Genomic DNA, 18,007 nt, shown 5'->3' on the forward strand with positions numbered 1-18,007 from the left:
CGGGGCGCCGCTCGGCGCCCCGTTCATGGTTCAGGCCGCGCCGGCCAACTGCCCCAACAGGCGGATCACGAACCAGGCGATCACTGCAATCACGATCGGCAGGATGTACAGCGGAAAGTACTGCAGGAAAATGGTGTGGTGCGGCAGCGTGATGCGTTCCTCCAGTTGCTGACGCGTGTGCCCTTCGCTGCCCTTGGCCTGCTCCAGGATCATCTGATCTTCCAGTCCTTCGCGAATGAACTTGACCTGACGCGACATGCGCGCGCCGGAAGCCTGCAATGCCAGCCCGACGAAGATCAATATATAGATGATGATGAACATCAAATTGGCGCCGCTGAACAGGCTTTTATCCACGTCCGGCACCGGCGAGTTGTACCAGAAAAGGTTCAGGAACGGCGTATTGAAACGCACCATGTCCACCATCACGTGGACAAAATCCAGCATCACTGCGTTGATGCCCTTGGTTTTTTCACTGTGCTGATAGATAAAGCCCAGCACGGAAATCAGCGTCGACAGCAACGCCGGGATAAAAACCACCCATCCGAGAATGCGTTTCAAAATGGCGATACGCCCGGCCTGTTGATACGTCATGTGTTCCCCTTGTTAGCGACGTAACCGAATCGGCTAAGTCTACCTGCAGTTGGCGAAACTCGCCCACCGTTTTCTTCATTCCCGCTGTGCTACAAGCTTAGCCGAATTCGCCGAAATCAACTGCTTAACGACATCCGGGCACTATCATTGAAGAGATAACGTTATCCGTTTAGCCAGAGGCCGCCATGATTCGACTGATTATCTTATTGCTGGGCGCGCAGGCGCTGCACGGCCAGCGCCGCCTGCTGGTGCTGTTCGGTTGGCTGTGGATAGCCGCAGGGGCGCTGATGCTGTTCGACATACTGCAGGATGGCCGGTCCGTGCTGGCGCTGGATGCGCTGGCGGTCATCCTGGCGCTGGAGGGGCTGGTGGCGATATCCGCCGCGCTGGTGATCGGCTCTTCGGCCAGCAGGCCGGTGCTGCTGAAAGGATTGGGTTTTGTCTTTATGGCCTTTTTAACGTTGGACGTGCCCGCAGACGATAACATCGTCGCCACCGTGGTGTTTGGCAGCGCGCTGCTGCTTGACGGCGCCGTGCGCATCGCCTCCTCCACGGTGATTCAGCACAGTCGATGGAAAGGCGTGGCGCTGGCGGGCGGCGGCGAGATCCTGCTTTCGTTGATGATCTTTGTCGGCTGGCCGGCGCCGCACCGGATGACGGTGCCCTTTTGCCTCGGCGTGATGATGGTGCTTTCCGGCTGGGCTTTATTGCGTATCGCCCGCAGACTGACAAACTTCTCTCTGAATCAGCACCCCGCGCGGCAGCCATCCTCCCCGGCGGATGAGACTGCGCCGCTCACGGTGTATGTCTGGACACCGATTGGCGCGGCTAAAGATCCGCGCCGGCGTTACATCGTCGACCGATACATCGCGGCGGTCGACGGCGGCGGCAATATCTCCACCGGTCACGCCGCCCTGGCGCTCGCGCCGGATGTGTATATCAGCCACTACCCACTCAACGACATCAGCCATTCCGTTCAGGATTTCCGTCAGTTGCTGCACGCCGGCGAACAGAACAACGTCGACGGACGTTTCCTGCCCGACCTGGCGGGCGAGATCGCCGCCTGGTGCCCACCGGACAAGAAAATTCAATTCTACCGCTATAACCCGGCGGCGCTGCGCGCATTCTGGCTGCGTTATCGGCAGGACGCCACCTACAATCTGACCCGGCGCAACTGCTCCACCACTGTCATCGGCGCGCTCGACAGCGCGTTGGAAGGCGTGCTGGGCGATAAACATCTGTGGCGCCGTTTTCTGCTGCTGGTGCTGGATCCCAACCTGTGGATGCTGGCGGTACTGCGCAGCCGCGGTGAAAGCATGACCTGGACGCCGGGGTTGGTGCTGGACTATGCGCGCATGTTGCAACAGGTTTCCGAGCGTCAACACCAGCGATGGTGGCTAAAATTGCGCGAGGTGTGGAATATCCTGCGTTTTGGCAAAAGCCACACGCGCAGGCAAAGGTTTTAGTCTCGTCACCGGCGATGATAAAGTGTCGGGCACATTCACCCGCGCCGGCAGGAGTTAACCGCTAATGGCTTATTCGCAACGCATTGAAACCGCAATTTTTGATATGGACGGCTTGTTGATCGACTCGGAACCGCTGTGGCTGCAGGCCGAGCTGGATATCTTCGGCGCGCTGGGCTTGGATCTGTCCGACCGTCACAAGCTGCCGGACACGCTGGGGCTGCGCATCGATCTGGTGGTGAAAATGTGGTACCAGGCGATGCCGTGGCAAGGGGTTACGCTTGAAGAGGTGTCGGCGCGGATTATCGAGCGCGCCATCGAGCTGGTGCACGAGACGCGCCCGCTGCTGCCTGGCGTCCGGCAGGCGCTGGAGCTGTGCCGCAGCCAGGGGCTGAACATCGGTCTCGCCTCCGCCTCGCCGCTGCACATGCAACGGCAGGTGCTGAAGATGTTCGATCTTGAAGGCTACTTCGATCAATTGGTTTCCGCCGAATACCTGCCGTACAGCAAACCGCATCCGGAGGTCTACCTGATCGCCGCCGAACGCCTGGGCAGCGATCCGTTGCGCTGCATCACGCTGGAAGACTCCTTTAATGGCATGATCGCCACCAAGGCCGCGCGCATGCGTTCCATCGTGATCCCGGCCGCCGAATACCGCCACGACCCGCGCTGGGCGCTGGCGGATCACCAGTTGGAGACCCTCGAACAGCTCACCCCTGCCCACTTTGCCTGATTCTGCGGCGCCGGGCACCGGCGCCCTGCGGCATAAAAGGGATCCGCACCGCAAAATAAACGAAACACCGTTTCATTTTATTGAATTGGCGTGACGTTCTCATTATGCTGCATGGCAGGGAAAGCGACGGCCCGCAGCGCGTTGTCACTGCCACGCAGCGCGCTTCAAGGCCGCCGCTTCCTCCCGCCGCACGCAGTAAAACCGCGCTCGTTGCTTTCCGTTTCACTCCCCCCATTGCCCGCTTTTTGTTCTCGCCCGTCAAAATCGATGATTTGTTACCCACTGCCGTAACAAGCCGTTGTAAAACAGGGGAAAATAAACAATTGGTTACAGGGTAACTGCTTCCACTACTGGGAATTTTCCCATATACTGGATAAATTAACAGTTTACCAGCCGGAATCGCAACAGCATGACCGCGGAAGGACACCTTATATTCTCTGTCGCTTGCGCGATCTTCGCCAAGAAGGCGGAAGTGACGCCAGAGCTGGCTACCGGCGACTGGTGGCACATCATACCCGCCGCGCTGCTGACCTCGCTGCTGCCGGACATCGATCACCCCAAGTCGGTGCTGGGCCAGCGCCTGCGCTGGATTGCCCTGCCCATCGCCCGCGCCTTCGGCCACCGTGGTTTCACCCACAGCCTGCTGGCGATCGCCGGCGGCATGGCGCTGTTCCAACTGGACGTACCGCGCAGCTGGCCGATCCCGGCCGATGCGCTGCACGCCATGATCATCGGCTACTTCAGCCATCTGTTGGCCGACATGCTCACCCCCGCCGGCGTGCCGCTGTTGTGGCCATGCCGCTGGCGTTTTCGCCTGCCGCTGCTCAACTCGCAAAAAGGCAACCAGCTGGAGCGGGTGCTGTGTCTGTGCCTGGTGGCGTTTGCCATCTGCTGGCAAGGTGATTTCACCCTGCCGGTGCAATCCTATGTCGAGCAAATCAGAAATATCAGACTCTGATCACAAAAAACCGCCTAACTCATCACCTTGAAGTATATAAAACGAACAAAAACACACAAAAAGCTATATCAAATTCCATTTGGATATAAGTAGGCCACTCAGCAAACTGTTACGATATTTACATCGCGACATACGTGATGCGTAGTCGTTTTTATAAGAAAGATTATTGGAGACATTGGGGATGAATCTTCCGCTCGTGATTAACGTGCTGGTGTTTGTCGCGCTCCTTTTGCTGCTGGCGCAAACCCGCCACAAGCAATGGAGCCTGGCGAAAAAAGTGCTGGTCGGCCTGGTGGTCGGCGTGGTGTTCGGTCTGGGCCTGCAGCTGGTGTACGGCTCCGATAACCCGGTACTGAAAGAATCCATCAGCTGGTTCAACATCGTCGGCAACGGCTATGTGCAACTGCTGCAAATGATCGTCATGCCGCTGGTGTTCGCCTCGATCCTGAGCGCGGTGGCCAAGCTGCATAACGCCTCTTCGCTGGGCAAAATCAGCGTCCTCACTATCGGCACGCTGCTGTTCACTACGCTGATCTCGGCGCTGGTGGGCGTGCTGGTCACCAACCTGTTCGGCCTGACCGCCGAAGGCCTGGTGCAGGGCGCGCAGGAAAGCGCGCGCCTGACGGCGATCCAGACCAACTACGTGGGTAAACTGGCCGATCTGACGGTGCCGCAGATGGTGCTGTCGTTCATCCCGAAAAACCCGTTCGCCGATCTGACCGGCGCCAGCCCGACCTCGATCATCAGCGTGGTGATTTTCGCCACCTTCCTCGGCGTGGCGGCGCTGCAGCTGCTGAAAGACGACAAGCCGAAAGGCGAGCGCGTGCTGGTGGCTATCGACACCCTGCAGGCCTGGGTGATGAAGCTGGTGCGTCTGGTCATGAAGCTGACGCCTTACGGCGTGCTGGCGCTGATGACCAAAGTGGTCGCCGGTTCCAACATTCACGATATCGTCAAGCTCGGCAGCTTCGTGGTGGCCTCGTACATCGGCCTGGCCATCATGTTTGTGGTTCACGCTGTCCTGCTGGCCTTCACCGGCGTTAACCCGATGAAGTTCTTCCGCAAGGTGTGGCCGGTGATCACCTTCGCGTTCACCAGCCGCTCCAGCGCCGCCAGCATTCCGCTGAACGTGGAAGCGCAGACCCGTCGCCTGGGCGTGCCGGAATCCATCGCCAGCTTCTCGGCATCGTTCGGCGCCACCATCGGCCAGAACGGCTGTGCGGGCCTCTACCCGGCGATGCTGGCGGTGATGGTGGCGCCGACCGTCGGCATCAACCCGCTGGATCCGGTGTGGATCGCCACCCTGGTCGGCATCGTCACCATCAGCTCCGCCGGCGTGGCGGGCGTGGGCGGTGGCGCCACCTTCGCTGCGCTGATCGTGCTGCCGGCGATGGGCCTGCCGGTGACGCTGGTCGCGCTGCTGATCTCGGTCGAACCGCTGATCGACATGGGCCGTACCGCGCTGAACGTCAACGGTTCCATGGCGGCGGGCACCATCACCAGCCAGCTGATGAAGCAAACCGACAAAGCCGTGATGGACAGCGAAGACGAAGTCGAATTGGCGCATCGCTAACGCCGTCTCAGAACGAAAAAACCGGGGATAATCCCCGGTTTTTTTATGCCCCGCGTTCGGTCGTTACGGCCGCTCGCCGTTGGCCAACCGGCGGTTGATGTCGGCGATCGCTGCCGGCAATTGCGCCAGCGTGTCTATCACATAGTGCGCGCCCGCCGCGTACAGCTTATCGGCGGCCGCCGCGCGGCGGCGCTCTATCTCGCCTGCCGTCATCCGGCGATACTCCTGCCAGGTGGCGCCAAACTCGTTGCCGGACAGCGCCAGCCCGACGCTCCACATCCCGGCGTTCAGCCCTTCGGCAATGCCCGGCACCGCGTCATCCACCTTCACGCAATGCGCCACCGCATCGATGCCCAGCGCGATCGCGTTCTGCAACGCCATCCACGGCCCCGGTCGCCCGCCGGCTGCAAGATCGTCGGTGGCGACCCAGTAATCCGGCGCGTAGCCGCGCTGCGCGGCGGCGGGCACCAGCACTTCCATCACCGCGCGCGGATAGCCGGAGCAGGAACCGATTTTAATGCCCTGCTCGCGCAAAGCGGCAATCACCTGCGGCACGCCCTCGATGGGATCGGCGAAGTCGATCACTTTAGCGATTTGCAGCGGCATAAACGCCTGATACAGCGCGTCAATGTCCTGATGGCTCATCGAGCGTCCCAGCTTCTGCCGCCAGCGCGCGTCGACCGCCGGCAGCTTGCCCAGCGCCTCGATGTGCTGCCATTTGCCCAGCCCCATCGGAATGCGCGCCTCCGCCAGGCTGATGTCGATATCGAAGGTTTGCTTGAAGGCCTCGACGAAAATCTGCGTTGGCGCAAAGGAGCCGAAGTCCACCGTGGTGCCCGCCCAGTCGAGGATCACTGCGTTGATCTGTTTCATGGTCAATCCTTATTGATTCCAGTACATCGCCTGCCCGACGGCCGCCAGCAAACGTTCGATATCTTGCGGATAGATTTCACCGATGTTGCCGATACGGAAGCAGTCGCTCTGCGACACTTTACCGGGATAAATCACGAAGCCTTGTTGCTTGAGACGCTGATAAAACTCGGCGAAGCGGTATGTATCAGCCTTTGGCGAATAGAACGCGGTGATGATCGGCGAGTGCAGCGCATCGTCCAGCAGGGTCTCAAAACCCAGCTCGCGCATACCCGCCACCAGCCGCCGCTGATTGGCCTGATAGCGGTGGTGGCGCGCGGCAATGCCGCCCTCTTGTTCCAGCTCTTTCAGCGCCTGCGCGAAGGCCAGCACGGTGTGGGTCGGCGACGTAAAGCGCCATTTGCCGGCCTGATCCTCCATACAGCGCCACTGAGCATACAGATCCAGCGACAGCGAGCGCGAACGCCCGGCGCATTTCTCCAGTTCGCTGCGGCGGGCGATGACGAAAGCGAAGCCCGGCACGCCCTGAATGCATTTGTTGGCGGAGCTGATCAGAAAATCGATGCCCAGCGCGTCCACATCCAACGGGATGCCGCCAAAGCTGCTCATGGCGTCGACGATAAAGGTCTTGCCATTGCGCGCCGCCAGACCGGCGACCTTCTGCAGCGGATTGAGCATGCCGGTGGTGGTTTCACAGTGCACCATGGCGATATGGCTGATGCGCGCATCGCTTTTCAGCACCGCCTCCATCGCCGCCACGTCCGGTTCGTTCACCTCGCCGCAGTCAAAGGCGTGGTGGTCGATATCCATCAGCCGCGCCATTTCGATCATCCGCGCCCCGTAGGCGCCGTTGTTGACGATCAGCAGCTTGTCGTGCGGGCCGATGACCGTGCCCAGCACGCCCTCGACCGCAAAGCTGCCGCTGCCTTGCAGCAGCACCGAGGTATAACCGGCAGACGGTGTCGCCAGCGCCACCAACCGTTGACGAATGCGCTGCACCACGCCGAGGTTGTAATCTTCATCCCAGGTGCAGCTGTCATACAGCATCGCCTCTTTCACCGTTTTCGACGTGGTCAACGGGCCGGGGGTCAACAGCAGGTAGTTACGGTCGGACATGTTATTCACCTATTGGTCTATACCAGATTGCGCTGATTGTGGCGGCAAATTCCTTCCCAGGTCAAACGGCAAAGCGCGGTGAAACAAAAAATTCATCTGGCTATGTATAATAAGCGGGCCGGAATGCCAGGCCGATGCCATAGCGAGATGAAATGAAAGAACATCAGGGCGATATGCCCCACTATCTGCAGATCAAGGATCAGCTTCAGGCGCGCATCACCCGCGGCGCGCTGCAGGCCGGCGACAAGCTGCCTTCGGAGCGCGAGCTGTGCGCCATCTTCTCCACCACCCGCGTCACCATCCGCGAGAGCCTGGCGCAGTTGGAAGCCACCGGCGCCATCTACCGCGCCGATCGTCGCGGCTGGTTCGTCACGCCGGAGCGGCTGTGGCTGGATCCGACGCAAAACACCAATTTCCACCGCCTTTGTCAGGAGCAAGGGCGCACGCCGCGCACCGCGCTGCTGTCCGGCGAAAAAACCACGGTGCCGCTCGACGTCATGCAGCCGCTGGCGCTCGAACCGTTCGATCAGGTGTATCTGCTGCGCCGCGTGCGCTATGCCGACGGCCGCGCCATCTGCTATTGCGAGAACCACTGCCTGCCGCAGCGGGTGCCGGAACTGCTCAGGCACGATCTCAACGGCAGCCTGACCGAGGTTTATCAACAGCATTACGATTTGATTTACAGCAACATGCACCTGTCGTTCTACCCGACCGCCCTGCCTTACCGCGCCGCCAACGCGCTCGGCGCCATGGTCGGCTTGCCCGCGTTGCTGCTGCGTCGACTGAATTACGATCAGCACGGCCGCATCCTCGATTTCGATATTGAATACTGGCGCCACGACAGCCTGCGCATCGAAGTCGATACGCTCTAACCTCGATTATCACGGGGCCGGCGCCCGCCGCCCCGCCTTCCTCACCCACGCTCGATCCCCCTTTTAAGGCAAATATATTTTGCCGCTTTCATTTGTTTGTCATATTTGCCGATTAGCTTGGCCGCATATCTGGTGTATACCAGTTTCGCATTAACCCGCAACAGTGAGGCTGAAGCTATGAAATTTTCTCGTCTGGTCGTGATGACCGCCATCGCACTCGGCGCCGCGCCGGCCTGGGCCGCCGATGCGGTGGTGACCGTCTACTCCGCCGATGGTCTGCACGACGGCGATCACAGCTGGTATCAAACCCAGTTCGACGCCTTCACCCAGGCGACCGGCGTCAAGGTGCAGTACGTCGAAGGCGGCTCCGGCGCCATCGTGGAGCGCCTGTCGAAGGAGCGCAGCAACGCGCAGGCCGACGTGCTGGTGACGCTGCCGCCGTTCATCCAGCGCGCCGCCGCGGAAAAACTGCTGCAGGATTTCACCCCGCAGGATGCGGCGCAGATCGCCGACGCCCAGCCGCAGTTCGTGCCACTGGTGAACAACTACCTGAGCTTCATCTATAACGCCAAACTGCTGCCGCAGGCGCCTGCCAGCTATCAACAGCTGCTGGACGCGCAGTTCCGCAATAAGCTGCAGTACTCCACGCCGGGCCAGGCGGGTGACGGCACCGCAGTGATGCTGCAGGCGTTTCACAGCTTCGGCAGCAAAGATGCCGGTTTCGACTACCTCGGCAAGCTGCAAAGCAACAACGTCGGCCCTTCGGCCTCCACCGGCAAGCTGACCGCGCTGGTCAATAAGGGGGAGCTGCTGGTAGCCAACGGCGATCTGCAGATGAACCTGGCGCAGATGCGCAGCAACCCGAACGTGAAGGTGTTCTGGCCGGCCGGGCCGGACGGCAAACGCAGCACGCTGGTGCTGCCTTACTACATCGGCCTGGTGCAAGGCGCGCCGCAAAGCGCCAACGGCAAAAAGCTGATCGATTTCCTGCTGAGCAAAGAAGCCCAGAGCAGCGTCAGCGCCATTTCCTACGGCATGCCGGTGCGTAAGGATGTCACCCCGACCGACGATAACTTCAGGCAGTCGCAGGCCGCGCTGCAGGGTGTAGAGATCTGGGCGCCGGACTGGAACCAGGTGGTGAGCAGCCTGTCCGCCTATATCTCCCGCTGGCACAAGGTGACAGAATGACGCTGACCATGCCTTCTACCCTCACTTCCCGCGCCGAGGCGCGGGATAGCAGCCTCGACATCGCCGGGCCGTCGGGCATTCAGCTCGACCGCGTCAGCGTGTCGTATCGCGGCACCGAGGTGCTGAAACCCCTGACGCTCACCATCGCCCCCGGCGAAGTGCTGGCGCTGATCGGCCCCTCCGGCTCGGGTAAAACCACCGTGCTGCGGGCGATCGCCGGCTTCGTGCAGCCCTCCGCCGGGCGTATTGCCATCGGTGACGTCGATGTCACCGACGTGCCGCCCTATGAGCGCGGCCTGGGCATGGTGGTACAGAACTACGCGCTGTTTCCGCATATGCGCGTCGAGGACAATGTGGCGTTCGGCCTGCGCGCCCAGGGCAAGCCGCGCGGCCTGACCGCCGAGCGCGTCGAAGAGGCGTTGGCCATCGTCGGCATGTCCGCCTACGCCAAGCGCTATCCCAACCAGCTTTCCGGCGGCCAGCAACAGCGGGTGGCGATCGCTCGCGCCATCGCGGTGCGCCCCAAAGTATTGCTGCTGGATGAGCCGCTGTCGGCGCTGGACGCGCAAATCCGCCACAGCATGGTGGAAGAGATCGCCCGCCTGCACCGCGAGCTGCCGGATCTGACCATCCTGTACGTCACCCACGATCAGGGCGAAGCGCTGACGCTGGCGGACAAGATCGGCATCATGCGCGACGGCCATCTCATCGCCCACGGCGAAACCCGCGCGCTGTACCACCATCCGACGAACCGCTTCGCCGCCGAGTTCCTCGGCCGCGCCAACCTGCTGCCGGCTACCGCCCTGGAAACTACCGCGCAGCAAGGCATGACCACCGTCAGCTGCGCCGGCAAAGTGATCGGCTGTTTCACTTACGGCGCACAACGCGGCTTCGACAAGCTGCTGTGCATCCGGCCACAGCACATTGCGCTCGATGCCGATGCCCAGCGCAGCAACTGCATCATCGGCACGCTGCATGATATTCATTGGCAGGGAGAGTTGACGCACCTGCAGTTCGACGCGGAAGGCCATCCGCTGCGCGTGGTCACCACTCATCGCAGCCGGATGCCGCAGATCGGCGAGCGCGTGCCGCTCTATTTCGCCCCCGACGATGCGGTACTGATCGAGGACTGACATGACCGACTCTACGCTTATTCGTCCGTCCTTTCGGCTGCGTTTGCCGCGCCGCCTGTGGATCCTGTTGCCGCTGCTGGTGCTGGCGACACTGTTTTTCTACCCGTTGGCGCTGATCGTCAAACAGGCGTTTACCGACGACCAGGGGCTGTTCAGCGCCGCCGCGCTGCAACAGGTGTTCGAATCCCGCCGCTTTGTCGGTGCCCTGCTCAACACGCTGCAGATCGCGCTGCTGGCGACGCTGGGCTGCCTGGTGCTCGGCACGCTGCTGTCGCTGCTGCTGGTATTCACGCCGTTCCCCGGCAGCCGGCTGATCGCCCGAGTGATCGATACCTTTATCGCCATGCCGACCTTTCTGATCACGCTGGCCTTCACCTTTATCTACGGCTCCGCCGGCCTGCTGAACGGCACGCTGATGGCGACCTTCGGCTTCACCCTGCCGCCGGTCGACTTTCTTTACTCCATCTGGGGCGTGATCCTGGCGGAAATCACCGTGTTTACGCCGCTGGTGATGCGCCCGCTGATGGCGGCGCTGTCGCAGATCGACCGCAGCCAGCTTGAGGCCGCCAGCATCCTCGGCGCCCGGCCGGGGCGCGTGGTGCGCCAGGTGATTTTACCGGCCGCACTGCCGGCCTTGCTGGCCGGCGGCAGCCTGTGTCTGTTGTTGACCACCAATGAGTTCGGCATCGTGCTGTTTATCGGCGCCAAGGGCGTCACCACGCTGCCGATGATGGTCTACTCCAAGGCGATTCTGGAGGCGGATTACGCCGTCGCCTGCACCATCGCCGTGGTGAATATCGCGCTGTCGCTCGGGCTGTTCTCCCTTTACCGCTATGCCGCGGCACGCGCCGGGCTGAGGAACTGACGATGTTGATTTGGTCTCGCACCGGCCGCACCCTGACCTGCACGCTGACGGTCACGCTGTTCGCCCTGTTCTTCTGCCTGCCGCTGGCGGTGATCCTGATGTCCAGCCTCAGTGAACAGTGGAACGGCGTGCTGCCGAGCGGCTTCACCCTCAGCCACTTTCGCCAGGCCTTCAGCGGCGCCTCCTGGGACGCGCTGGTCGCCAGTCTGGCTATCGGCTTCAGCGCCAGCCTGTTCGCGCTGCTGTGCGGCACCTGGGCGGCGCTGGCGCTGCGCCACCATCAGGGGCGCGGCCAGCGGCTGCTGGGCACGCTGTTTTTCATTCCCAGCGCGGTGCCTTCGGTCTCTATCGGTTTGGGGATGCTGGTGGCGTTCAGCCAGGGGCCGCTGCAGATGAACGGCACCTTCCTGATCGTGCCCGCCGCCCACTTCGTGCTGATTTCCGCCTTTACCTTCGGCAACGTGATGGCCGGGCTGACCCGGCTGCCTGGCGACTACGAGAACGTCGCCGCCAGCCTGGGCGCTTCGCCGCTGTTCCGCCTGCGTCACGTCACCCTACCGATGATCGCCCCCTACATGATCTCCGCCTTCGCACTCAGCCTGTCGCTGTCGATGGGGGAGCTGGGCGCGACCATGATGATCTACCCGCCGAGCTGGGCGACGCTGCCGGTCACGATCTTCAGCCTGACCGATCGCGGCAGCATCGCCAACGGCGCGACGCTGACCATGATCCTGGTGGCGGCCACGCTGTTGCTGATGCTGGTGCTGGAGCGGATTTCTCAGCGGCTGACGCCCGGCGCGAAATAACAACAAGGCGCTGCCATGGCAGCGCCTCGCTCATCGAAATGACGGTCAGAACGGGTAGTCGTGATAGCCCTGCTGCTCGGAGATGCGCCGGGCGGCGACGTGCAGCAACGCCACATACTCCTCCCGCGCCGCGTCGGAAAAGCGCAGCGTCGGGAAAGAGATGCTCAGCCCGGCGATCGCCACCCCGAACCTGTCGAATACCGGCACCGCGATGCAGCGGATCCCCGCCTCCTGCTCTTCGACATCTTCGCCGAATCCCTGCTCACGCACCCGATCCAGCACCGGCAACAGTTCGGCGGCGCTGGTCAGGGTATGCTCGGTGCTGCGGGTAAAGTCAATCTGCGACAAAATCTGCGCCACCTCATCCCGCCCGCGCCAGGCCAGCAGCACTTTCCCGATGGCGGTGCTGTGCAGCGGGTTGCGGCGGCCGATGCGCGAATACATGCGCAGGTTGTACATCGCGTCGATCTTGTGGATATAGACAATGCCGTCCTCGTCCAGGGCGCCGAGGTGGATGGTTTCGCGGGTGCGGTTTGACAGTTCGCGCATCTGCACGTCGGCGCTGCGGATCAGATCGACGTTCTGCAACGATTTGGCGCCCAGTTCGAACAGCTTGAGCGTCAGCGCATACTTTTCCGTCTCGCCTTCCTGCGATACGTAGCCCAGCGCTTTCATGGTTTGCAGAAAACGGTAGACGGTGCTTTTGGACATCATCACTCGCTGGGAAAGTTCGGTAATGCCAATCTCGCGCTCATCGCCAAGCGCCTGCAAAATGCCGAACACTTTCATCACGGATGAGACGGCATCCGGTTGCTTGTCTGAATCTGCGTTAGCCATGGTGAATGCCCTACTTAACGGTTTTGTTTCAGGAAATTTAAACAAGGGTTTCAGTATAATCGGAACAGATCGCGGCGCGCAACGCGGCTGAACGCTAAGCGATTGAAGCCAAATGGATAACCCCGGCCTGCTCACCGCTATTTACAATTAAGCGGGCAACGGGCATGCAATCGCAGGTGATTATGATTAGCATGATAATACTCCCCTGAATAAATACCGCTGAGACCAACATGCGTCCTTGTTCCGACGGCCTCCCCGTCCCGCAACGCTATGGGGCGATCCTCGCCATCGCCCTCGGCATTACCGTATCGGTGCTCGACGGCGCGATAGCCAACGTGGCGCTGCCCACCATCGCGCGCGATCTTAACGCCAGCCCGGCCAGCTCCATTTGGGTGGTCAACGCCTATCAGTTGGCGATCACCGTCTCTCTGCTGTCGCTGGCCTCGCTCGGCGATCTGGTCGGCTATCGCCGCATCTATCAGGCCGGGTTGCTGGTGTTCAGCATCACCTCGCTGTTTTGCGCCCTGTCCGACTCGCTGCTCACGCTGACCATCGCCCGCGTATTGCAAGGCTTTGGCGCCGCCGCCATTATGAGCGTCAACACCGCGCTGATCCGCATCATCTACCCGCAGCGTTTTCTCGGCCGCGGCATGGGCATCAACTCGCTGATCGTCGCCTGCTCCTCAGCGGCCGGGCCGACGGTGGCGGCCGCTATCCTGTCGGTCGCATCCTGGCAGTGGCTGTTCGCCATCAACCTGCCGATCGGCATCGTCGCGCTGCTGCTGGGGATGAAATTCCTGCCGGCTAACGGCCAAAAAAGCGATAATCGCCGTTTCGATCCCACCAGCGCCGTGCTGAACGCGCTGACCTTCGGCCTGCTGATCACCGCCATCAGCGGCTTCGCCCAGGGCCAGAGCCTGACGCTGATCTTCAGCGAGATTGCCGCGCTGCTGGCGATTGGCGCGGTGTTCGTGCGCCGCCAGCTGCGCCAGGAATTTCCGTTGCTGCCGGTCGACCTGCTGCGTATCCCGATCTTCGCCCTGTCGATGGGCACCTCAATCTGTTCGTTCGCTGCGCAAATGCTGGCGATGGTGTCGTTGCCGTTCTTCCTGCAAAGCGCGTTGGGCCGCGACGAGGTGGCGACCGGGCTGCTGCTGACGCCGTGGCCGCTGGCGATCGTGGTGATGGCGCCGATCGCCGGTCGGCTGGTGGAGCGCGTGCACGCCGGCCTGCTGGGCTGTATCGGGCTGGCGGTGTTCGCGCTCGGGCTGTTCTCGCTGGCGCTGCTGCCGGCGGCGCCGTCGAATGTGGACATCATCTGGCGCATGGTGCTGTGTGGCGCCGGTTTCGGCCTGTTCCAGTCGCCCAACAACCACACCATCATTTCCGCCGCGCCGCGCAACCGCAGCGGCGGCGCCAGCGGCATGCTGGGCACCGCTCGCCTGCTGGGACAAACCTCGGGGGCCGCGCTGGTGGCGCTGATGTTCAACCTGTTCCCTGCCTCCGGCACCCACGCTTCGCTGATCCTGGCCGGGGTGTTCGCCACCCTGGCAGCGGCGGTCAGCGGCCTGCGCATCACCCAGTCGACGACGCAGACGGTGCAGCCCAGCCGCGAGGTGAAATAGCGGGCATAGAAAGAGCCGGGCCACATCGAGCGCGACGCAGGCCTGGCGTCAGTCGCCGCTCCTCAAAGGGCTGCGGCCTTGTCGTAGACACGCTAAATAGGCGTCGTCATCCGGATACCAGCCAACAATGCGTTGGCCGTCGTTATCCACCCCCTCGAAGCCCTTCAGTAAGCCAGGGGCGAACATGCGCTTGATCAGATCTTCGGCCTGAGCGCTGTCGATGCGGCAATCGCAGCGCGTGTTTCCGTCAACCTGAACGAAGTTCTGCAACGAAGCGAGACACCGCGCATCGAGATCGCCATGGACATGGATAAACTCCCCCGTCTCTACCAGGGTGAGCGCGGTCAGATCCCCCCCCACCACGAACGCACCGTCGTTTCCTGAGCTGCAATAGGCATGGCGTATGCGGACATCATCACGCACGACCAGTCCGCCCCAGCAAATCAGCGTATCCGCCTGCAGCCGCCCCAGCACGACAATGCCGCCGTCCTCGCGCTGCGGCGATACCGCCAGGCATCCTTCCACGATCATATCGCCGTCCACGATCAGGTAATCGTAATCGTGGCTGTCGTGCTCGTCGGGGAAAAATGCCGGGAGGTGAAGATCGCCTGAATGCCAGCGAATAGCTGGCCGTTCAGCATCGTCATCATGCCGGTTGAACAGTTCCGCAACCGCATCGGCGATACCGCCTGTCAATTCCGCCAGGCGCGCCGGTAGCTCATCACCGTTGAGCAAGGGAAGGTGGTTGATTTTCATAGGGCCTCAGGGACAAATGTCATTGCGCCAAAGCATATAACATGCGCTTCCAAAGCCAAACAGCCGGTCGTCACTCAGCCAGGATGCGGCTTACCCTCGTCTCGCTCCGCGGCGGTAAACGCACAGAGAGGCCGACAGGCGTTATTCGAAGGCGGGCTTTATGGACTTCGGGGAGCTCTTGCGCCACGTTAACCCCCGTCGACGCTGAAAAAGCGGTTCAGGCATGCCATAAAAAAACCCCGGCAAGCCGGGGTTTTTCATTTCATTCAGCCGATTACTTCAGGTACTGGCCGGTACGCAGCGCTTCGATACGCTTGTCGAGCGGCGGGTGCGACATGAACAGCTCGCTGAACGACTTGGATTTACCGTTGATGCAGAACGCCATCATGCTGCCGGCTTCCTGCGGTTCATAGCTGGTTTTCAGACGCTGCAAGGCGGCGATCATCTTCTCGCGGCCCACCAGTTTGGCGGAGCCGGCGTCGGCGTAGAACTCGCGGTGACGCGAGAACCACATGGTGATGATGCTCGCCAGGATGCCGAACACCAGTTCCAGCACCATCGACACGGCGAAGTAAATCATCGGGTTGCCGTTGCCTTCCCCTTCGCCATCACCGTCGCGGTTGCCGAGGAAACCGGCGGCGACCTGCGCGATCAGGCGTGAAATGAAGATCACGAAGGTGTTCACGATGCCCTGAATCAGGGTCATGGTCACCATATCGCCGTTGGCGACGTGGCTGATTTCGTGCGCGATGACCGCTTCCGCTTCGTCACGGCTCATGCTCTGCAGCAGGCCGGTGCTGACGGCGACCAGCGAGGCGTCGCGGCGCGCGCCGGTGGCGAAGGCGTTGATGTCCGGCGCATGGTAGATAGCGACCTGCGGCATGGCGATGCCCGCCTGCTGCGACTGACGGCGCACCGTTTCCAGCAGCCAGTTTTCGGTTTCGTTACGCGGCTGTTCAATCACTTCTCCGCCGACGGAGCGCAGCGCCATCCACTTGGACATCAGCAACGACACGAAAGCGCCGCCGAAGCCGAACAGACCGGCCATGATCATCAGGCCCTGAACGCTACTGGATTGGATTCCTGTCAGGCTGAGCACCAGCCCGAAAACCAACATCACCGCCAGGTTGGTGAGCAGGAACAGAGCTATACGCATCATAAAATGTTTACTTCCTCATAAATGTTAACAAAACGCTGTCCAAGATACCCTAGATCGTATGGGCATTCGTCACAGTTTCAAGAGTCGCGCGTCATTAACCTACTAAAAATACGAAACTTTACAAAAACGGCGCGCGACCGGGATTTGGCAAATTGTAAACGATTGTTGCGCAAGGCGGAGGGATTTCTCACAAAAAATTCTTCGCCCGCGCAGGATCGCGGCGGGCGATTTTATCCACACCCTTTCTGGGTCAATATCCGCTGGGTGCGATCCGACGTGCCCGCAGCCGATTCATCGACGACGAAAGTTTGAATCTTACGATTAATTGTTACATTATAACATCACAATTAATCGTAAAGGGATGTCAATCATGTTATCGCGTATCGCCTGGATGCTGGCGACGTGGCTGCTTTTCTGCCACCTCGCACAAGCTGAAATTCACCTCACCGACGTTGAAGGACGTCGCGTCACCCTGACCGCCCCCGCACAGCGCGCCTATATCGGCTTTTACTACGAAGATTTTCTGGCAGTGAACGGCCCGGAGAGCTATCAACAGGTCGTCGCCTTCTCCAAAAGCGACTGGGCCTTGCGCACCAGCCAATGGGCGCGCTATCAGGCCGCGCTGCCGCGGCTCGCTCAATTGGTCGATGTCGGTTCGCTCTATAACCAGAGCTTCGATTTTGAACGCCTGCTGACCACGCGGCCGGACCTGCTGATCCTGGCGAAGTGGCAGCTCGACGGCTTCGCCAACTACCTGCCGGTGCTGCAACGGCTCAACATTCCTTACATCGTCGTCGACTTCAACCAGGGCGTCGAGGTCAAGCTCGCCAGCATTCGGTTGATGGGCCAGGCAATGGGCCACGCCGAGCGAGCGGAACGGCTGGCCGACGAATATCGCCAGAGCCTCGAAGATACCCGGCGGCGCATCCGCCAGGCGCAGCTGCCGCCGCCGATCACCTATATTGAACTGGGAGACAAGGGCCCCGGCGAATACAGCAGCAGCTATGGCGCCTCGATCTGGGGGCCGCTGCTGCAGTTGGCCGGCGCCGACAATATCGCCGCCGGCGTCGTCGGCAGCCCCTCTCCGTTGCGCGCCGACTATGTCCTGACCAAACGGCCCGACGTCATTTTTCTCGCCGGAGGCGACTGGGAAAATATGCCGAACGCCGTGCCGATGGGCTACGGCACACAGGCCGCCCCCATACAGGCGCGCCTGACGCAGTATGCCCGGCGGGCGGGATGGCCGCAGCTGCCGGCTATAAAAAACCAACGGCTTTATGCGCTTTATCATGGCGGCGCGCGCACGATTTACGACTTTATTTTTGTCCAGTATCTGGCGAAAGCCCTCTATCCCACCGCATTTGCCGACGTAGACCCCGCGCGCAACCTGGCCCGGTTCTACCGCCAATATCTGCCGATTGAGGCGGACGGCGTCTTCTTGCAACGCTGGCAAGGAGAGTAG

Annotated in this window: 17 protein-coding genes; 11 read left to right on the forward strand and 6 right to left on the reverse strand. The window is 61.4% G+C overall.

Annotated elements, in window-relative coordinates:
• Positions 1-30: 30 nt before the first annotated feature.
• Positions 31-591 carry a YniB family protein gene (locus tag ACMGF7_RS21360; RefSeq protein WP_004931453.1) on the reverse strand — a complete coding sequence of 187 codons (561 nt, stop codon included), beginning with the start codon at positions 589-591 and terminating at the stop codon, positions 31-33.
• 185 nt (positions 592-776) lie between these two features.
• On the opposite strand from ACMGF7_RS21360, the gene ACMGF7_RS21365 reads away from it, so the two are divergent.
• From ACMGF7_RS21365 to ACMGF7_RS21380, 4 genes are all read left to right on the forward strand, one after another.
• On the forward strand, positions 777-2,057 hold the full coding sequence (locus ACMGF7_RS21365; protein ID WP_164095025.1) for an HdeD family acid-resistance protein: 1,281 nt from the start codon (positions 777-779) through the stop codon (positions 2,055-2,057).
• 64 nt (positions 2,058-2,121) lie between these two features.
• Complete coding sequence (hxpB, locus tag ACMGF7_RS21370; RefSeq protein ID WP_004931455.1) at positions 2,122-2,787, forward strand: hexitol phosphatase HxpB; 666 nt, start codon at positions 2,122-2,124, stop codon at positions 2,785-2,787.
• Between the two features lie 409 nt (positions 2,788-3,196).
• On the forward strand, positions 3,197-3,745 hold the full coding sequence (locus tag ACMGF7_RS21375) for a metal-dependent hydrolase (protein WP_004931456.1): 549 nt from the start codon (positions 3,197-3,199) through the stop codon (positions 3,743-3,745).
• 181 nt (positions 3,746-3,926) lie between these two features.
• Positions 3,927-5,318, forward strand: a complete 1,392-nt coding sequence (locus ACMGF7_RS21380; RefSeq protein WP_004931458.1) for an L-cystine transporter — start codon at positions 3,927-3,929, stop codon at positions 5,316-5,318.
• A gap of 63 nt (positions 5,319-5,381) precedes the next feature.
• Here the strand turns inward: ACMGF7_RS21380 and phnX are convergent, their stop codons facing one another.
• Both phnX and phnW read right to left on the reverse strand, forming a co-directional pair.
• On the reverse strand, positions 5,382-6,191 hold the full coding sequence (phnX, locus tag ACMGF7_RS21385; protein ID WP_082997710.1) for a phosphonoacetaldehyde hydrolase: 810 nt from the start codon (positions 6,189-6,191) through the stop codon (positions 5,382-5,384).
• A gap of 9 nt (positions 6,192-6,200) precedes the next feature.
• On the reverse strand, positions 6,201-7,304 hold the full coding sequence (gene phnW, locus ACMGF7_RS21390) for a 2-aminoethylphosphonate--pyruvate transaminase (RefSeq protein WP_015377681.1): 1,104 nt from the start codon (positions 7,302-7,304) through the stop codon (positions 6,201-6,203).
• A gap of 152 nt (positions 7,305-7,456) precedes the next feature.
• Between phnW and phnR the strand changes: the two genes are divergently transcribed.
• From phnR to ACMGF7_RS21415, 5 genes are all read left to right on the forward strand, one after another.
• The gene (phnR, locus tag ACMGF7_RS21395; RefSeq protein ID WP_033633223.1) at positions 7,457-8,176 is read left to right on the forward strand and encodes a phosphonate utilization transcriptional regulator PhnR; all 720 of its coding nucleotides are present in this window, start codon (positions 7,457-7,459) and stop codon (positions 8,174-8,176) included.
• A gap of 177 nt (positions 8,177-8,353) precedes the next feature.
• Entirely contained in the window at positions 8,354-9,364 is a 1,011-nt protein-coding gene (locus tag ACMGF7_RS21400) for a 2-aminoethylphosphonate ABC transporter substrate-binding protein (RefSeq protein ID WP_197799883.1), read from the forward strand.
• A 2-nt stretch (positions 9,365-9,366) separates the two neighbouring features.
• Entirely contained in the window at positions 9,367-10,497 is a 1,131-nt protein-coding gene (gene phnT / locus ACMGF7_RS21405) for a 2-aminoethylphosphonate ABC transport system ATP-binding subunit PhnT (RefSeq protein ID WP_394854528.1), read from the forward strand.
• Between the two features lies 1 nt (position 10,498).
• Entirely contained in the window at positions 10,499-11,362 is an 864-nt protein-coding gene (phnU, locus tag ACMGF7_RS21410) for a 2-aminoethylphosphonate ABC transporter permease subunit (RefSeq protein ID WP_164095023.1), read from the forward strand.
• 2 nt (positions 11,363-11,364) lie between these two features.
• Positions 11,365-12,168 (forward strand): ABC transporter permease, encoded by an 804-nt coding sequence (locus ACMGF7_RS21415; protein ID WP_103686761.1) that lies wholly within the window; start codon positions 11,365-11,367, stop codon positions 12,166-12,168.
• 45 nt (positions 12,169-12,213) lie between these two features.
• Here ACMGF7_RS21415 and kdgR read toward each other — a convergent pair whose 3' ends face one another.
• The gene (gene kdgR / locus ACMGF7_RS21420; RefSeq protein WP_049239997.1) at positions 12,214-13,005 is read right to left on the reverse strand and encodes a DNA-binding transcriptional regulator KdgR; all 792 of its coding nucleotides are present in this window, start codon (positions 13,003-13,005) and stop codon (positions 12,214-12,216) included.
• Positions 13,006-13,235: 230 nt separating this feature from the next.
• Here kdgR and ACMGF7_RS21425 point away from each other — a divergent pair, with 230 nt between their 5' ends.
• Complete coding sequence (locus ACMGF7_RS21425) at positions 13,236-14,630, forward strand: MFS transporter (RefSeq protein ID WP_420286632.1); 1,395 nt, start codon at positions 13,236-13,238, stop codon at positions 14,628-14,630.
• 48 nt (positions 14,631-14,678) lie between these two features.
• Here the strand turns inward: ACMGF7_RS21425 and ACMGF7_RS21430 are convergent, their stop codons facing one another.
• Together ACMGF7_RS21430 and htpX are read right to left on the reverse strand one after the other, a co-directional pair.
• The gene (locus ACMGF7_RS21430; RefSeq protein ID WP_197754776.1) at positions 14,679-15,386 is read right to left on the reverse strand and encodes a hypothetical protein; all 708 of its coding nucleotides are present in this window, start codon (positions 15,384-15,386) and stop codon (positions 14,679-14,681) included.
• A 274-nt stretch (positions 15,387-15,660) separates the two neighbouring features.
• The gene (htpX, locus tag ACMGF7_RS21435; protein WP_004931482.1) at positions 15,661-16,545 is read right to left on the reverse strand and encodes a protease HtpX; all 885 of its coding nucleotides are present in this window, start codon (positions 16,543-16,545) and stop codon (positions 15,661-15,663) included.
• Between the two features lie 370 nt (positions 16,546-16,915).
• Here htpX and ACMGF7_RS21440 point away from each other — a divergent pair, with 370 nt between their 5' ends.
• The gene (locus ACMGF7_RS21440; protein ID WP_049239999.1) at positions 16,916-18,007 is read left to right on the forward strand and encodes an ABC transporter substrate-binding protein; all 1,092 of its coding nucleotides are present in this window, start codon (positions 16,916-16,918) and stop codon (positions 18,005-18,007) included.

This window comes from Serratia sp. BNK-17 (genome assembly GCF_048684935.1).
Lineage (GTDB): Bacteria > Pseudomonadota > Gammaproteobacteria > Enterobacterales > Enterobacteriaceae > Serratia > Serratia nematodiphila.

Excerpts from the sequence above, each read along its gene's own strand:
- ACMGF7_RS21440 (WP_049239999.1), top strand. The coding sequence starts at position 16,916 with ATGTTATCGCGTATCGCCTGGATGCTGGCGACGTGGCTGCTTTTCTGC.
- ACMGF7_RS21400 (WP_197799883.1), top strand. The coding sequence starts at position 8,354 with ATGAAATTTTCTCGTCTGGTCGTGATGACCGCCATCGCACTCGGCGCC.
- hxpB (WP_004931455.1), top strand. The coding sequence starts at position 2,122 with ATGGCTTATTCGCAACGCATTGAAACCGCAATTTTTGATATGGACGGC.
- ACMGF7_RS21415 (WP_103686761.1), top strand. The coding sequence starts at position 11,365 with ATGTTGATTTGGTCTCGCACCGGCCGCACCCTGACCTGCACGCTGACG.
- ACMGF7_RS21360 (WP_004931453.1), bottom strand. The coding sequence starts at position 591 with ATGACGTATCAACAGGCCGGGCGTATCGCCATTTTGAAACGCATTCTC.
- ACMGF7_RS21365 (WP_164095025.1), top strand. The coding sequence starts at position 777 with ATGATTCGACTGATTATCTTATTGCTGGGCGCGCAGGCGCTGCACGGC.
- ACMGF7_RS21375 (WP_004931456.1), top strand. The coding sequence starts at position 3,197 with ATGACCGCGGAAGGACACCTTATATTCTCTGTCGCTTGCGCGATCTTC.
- ACMGF7_RS21380 (WP_004931458.1), top strand. The coding sequence starts at position 3,927 with ATGAATCTTCCGCTCGTGATTAACGTGCTGGTGTTTGTCGCGCTCCTT.
- kdgR (WP_049239997.1), bottom strand. The coding sequence starts at position 13,005 with ATGGCTAACGCAGATTCAGACAAGCAACCGGATGCCGTCTCATCCGTG.
- phnX (WP_082997710.1), bottom strand. The coding sequence starts at position 6,191 with ATGAAACAGATCAACGCAGTGATCCTCGACTGGGCGGGCACCACGGTG.
- htpX (WP_004931482.1), bottom strand. The coding sequence starts at position 16,545 with ATGATGCGTATAGCTCTGTTCCTGCTCACCAACCTGGCGGTGATGTTG.
- phnR (WP_033633223.1), top strand. The coding sequence starts at position 7,457 with ATGAAAGAACATCAGGGCGATATGCCCCACTATCTGCAGATCAAGGAT.
- phnW (WP_015377681.1), bottom strand. The coding sequence starts at position 7,304 with ATGTCCGACCGTAACTACCTGCTGTTGACCCCCGGCCCGTTGACCACG.
- phnU (WP_164095023.1), top strand. The coding sequence starts at position 10,499 with ATGACCGACTCTACGCTTATTCGTCCGTCCTTTCGGCTGCGTTTGCCG.
- ACMGF7_RS21425 (WP_420286632.1), top strand. The coding sequence starts at position 13,236 with ATGCGTCCTTGTTCCGACGGCCTCCCCGTCCCGCAACGCTATGGGGCG.
- ACMGF7_RS21430 (WP_197754776.1), bottom strand. The coding sequence starts at position 15,386 with ATGAAAATCAACCACCTTCCCTTGCTCAACGGTGATGAGCTACCGGCG.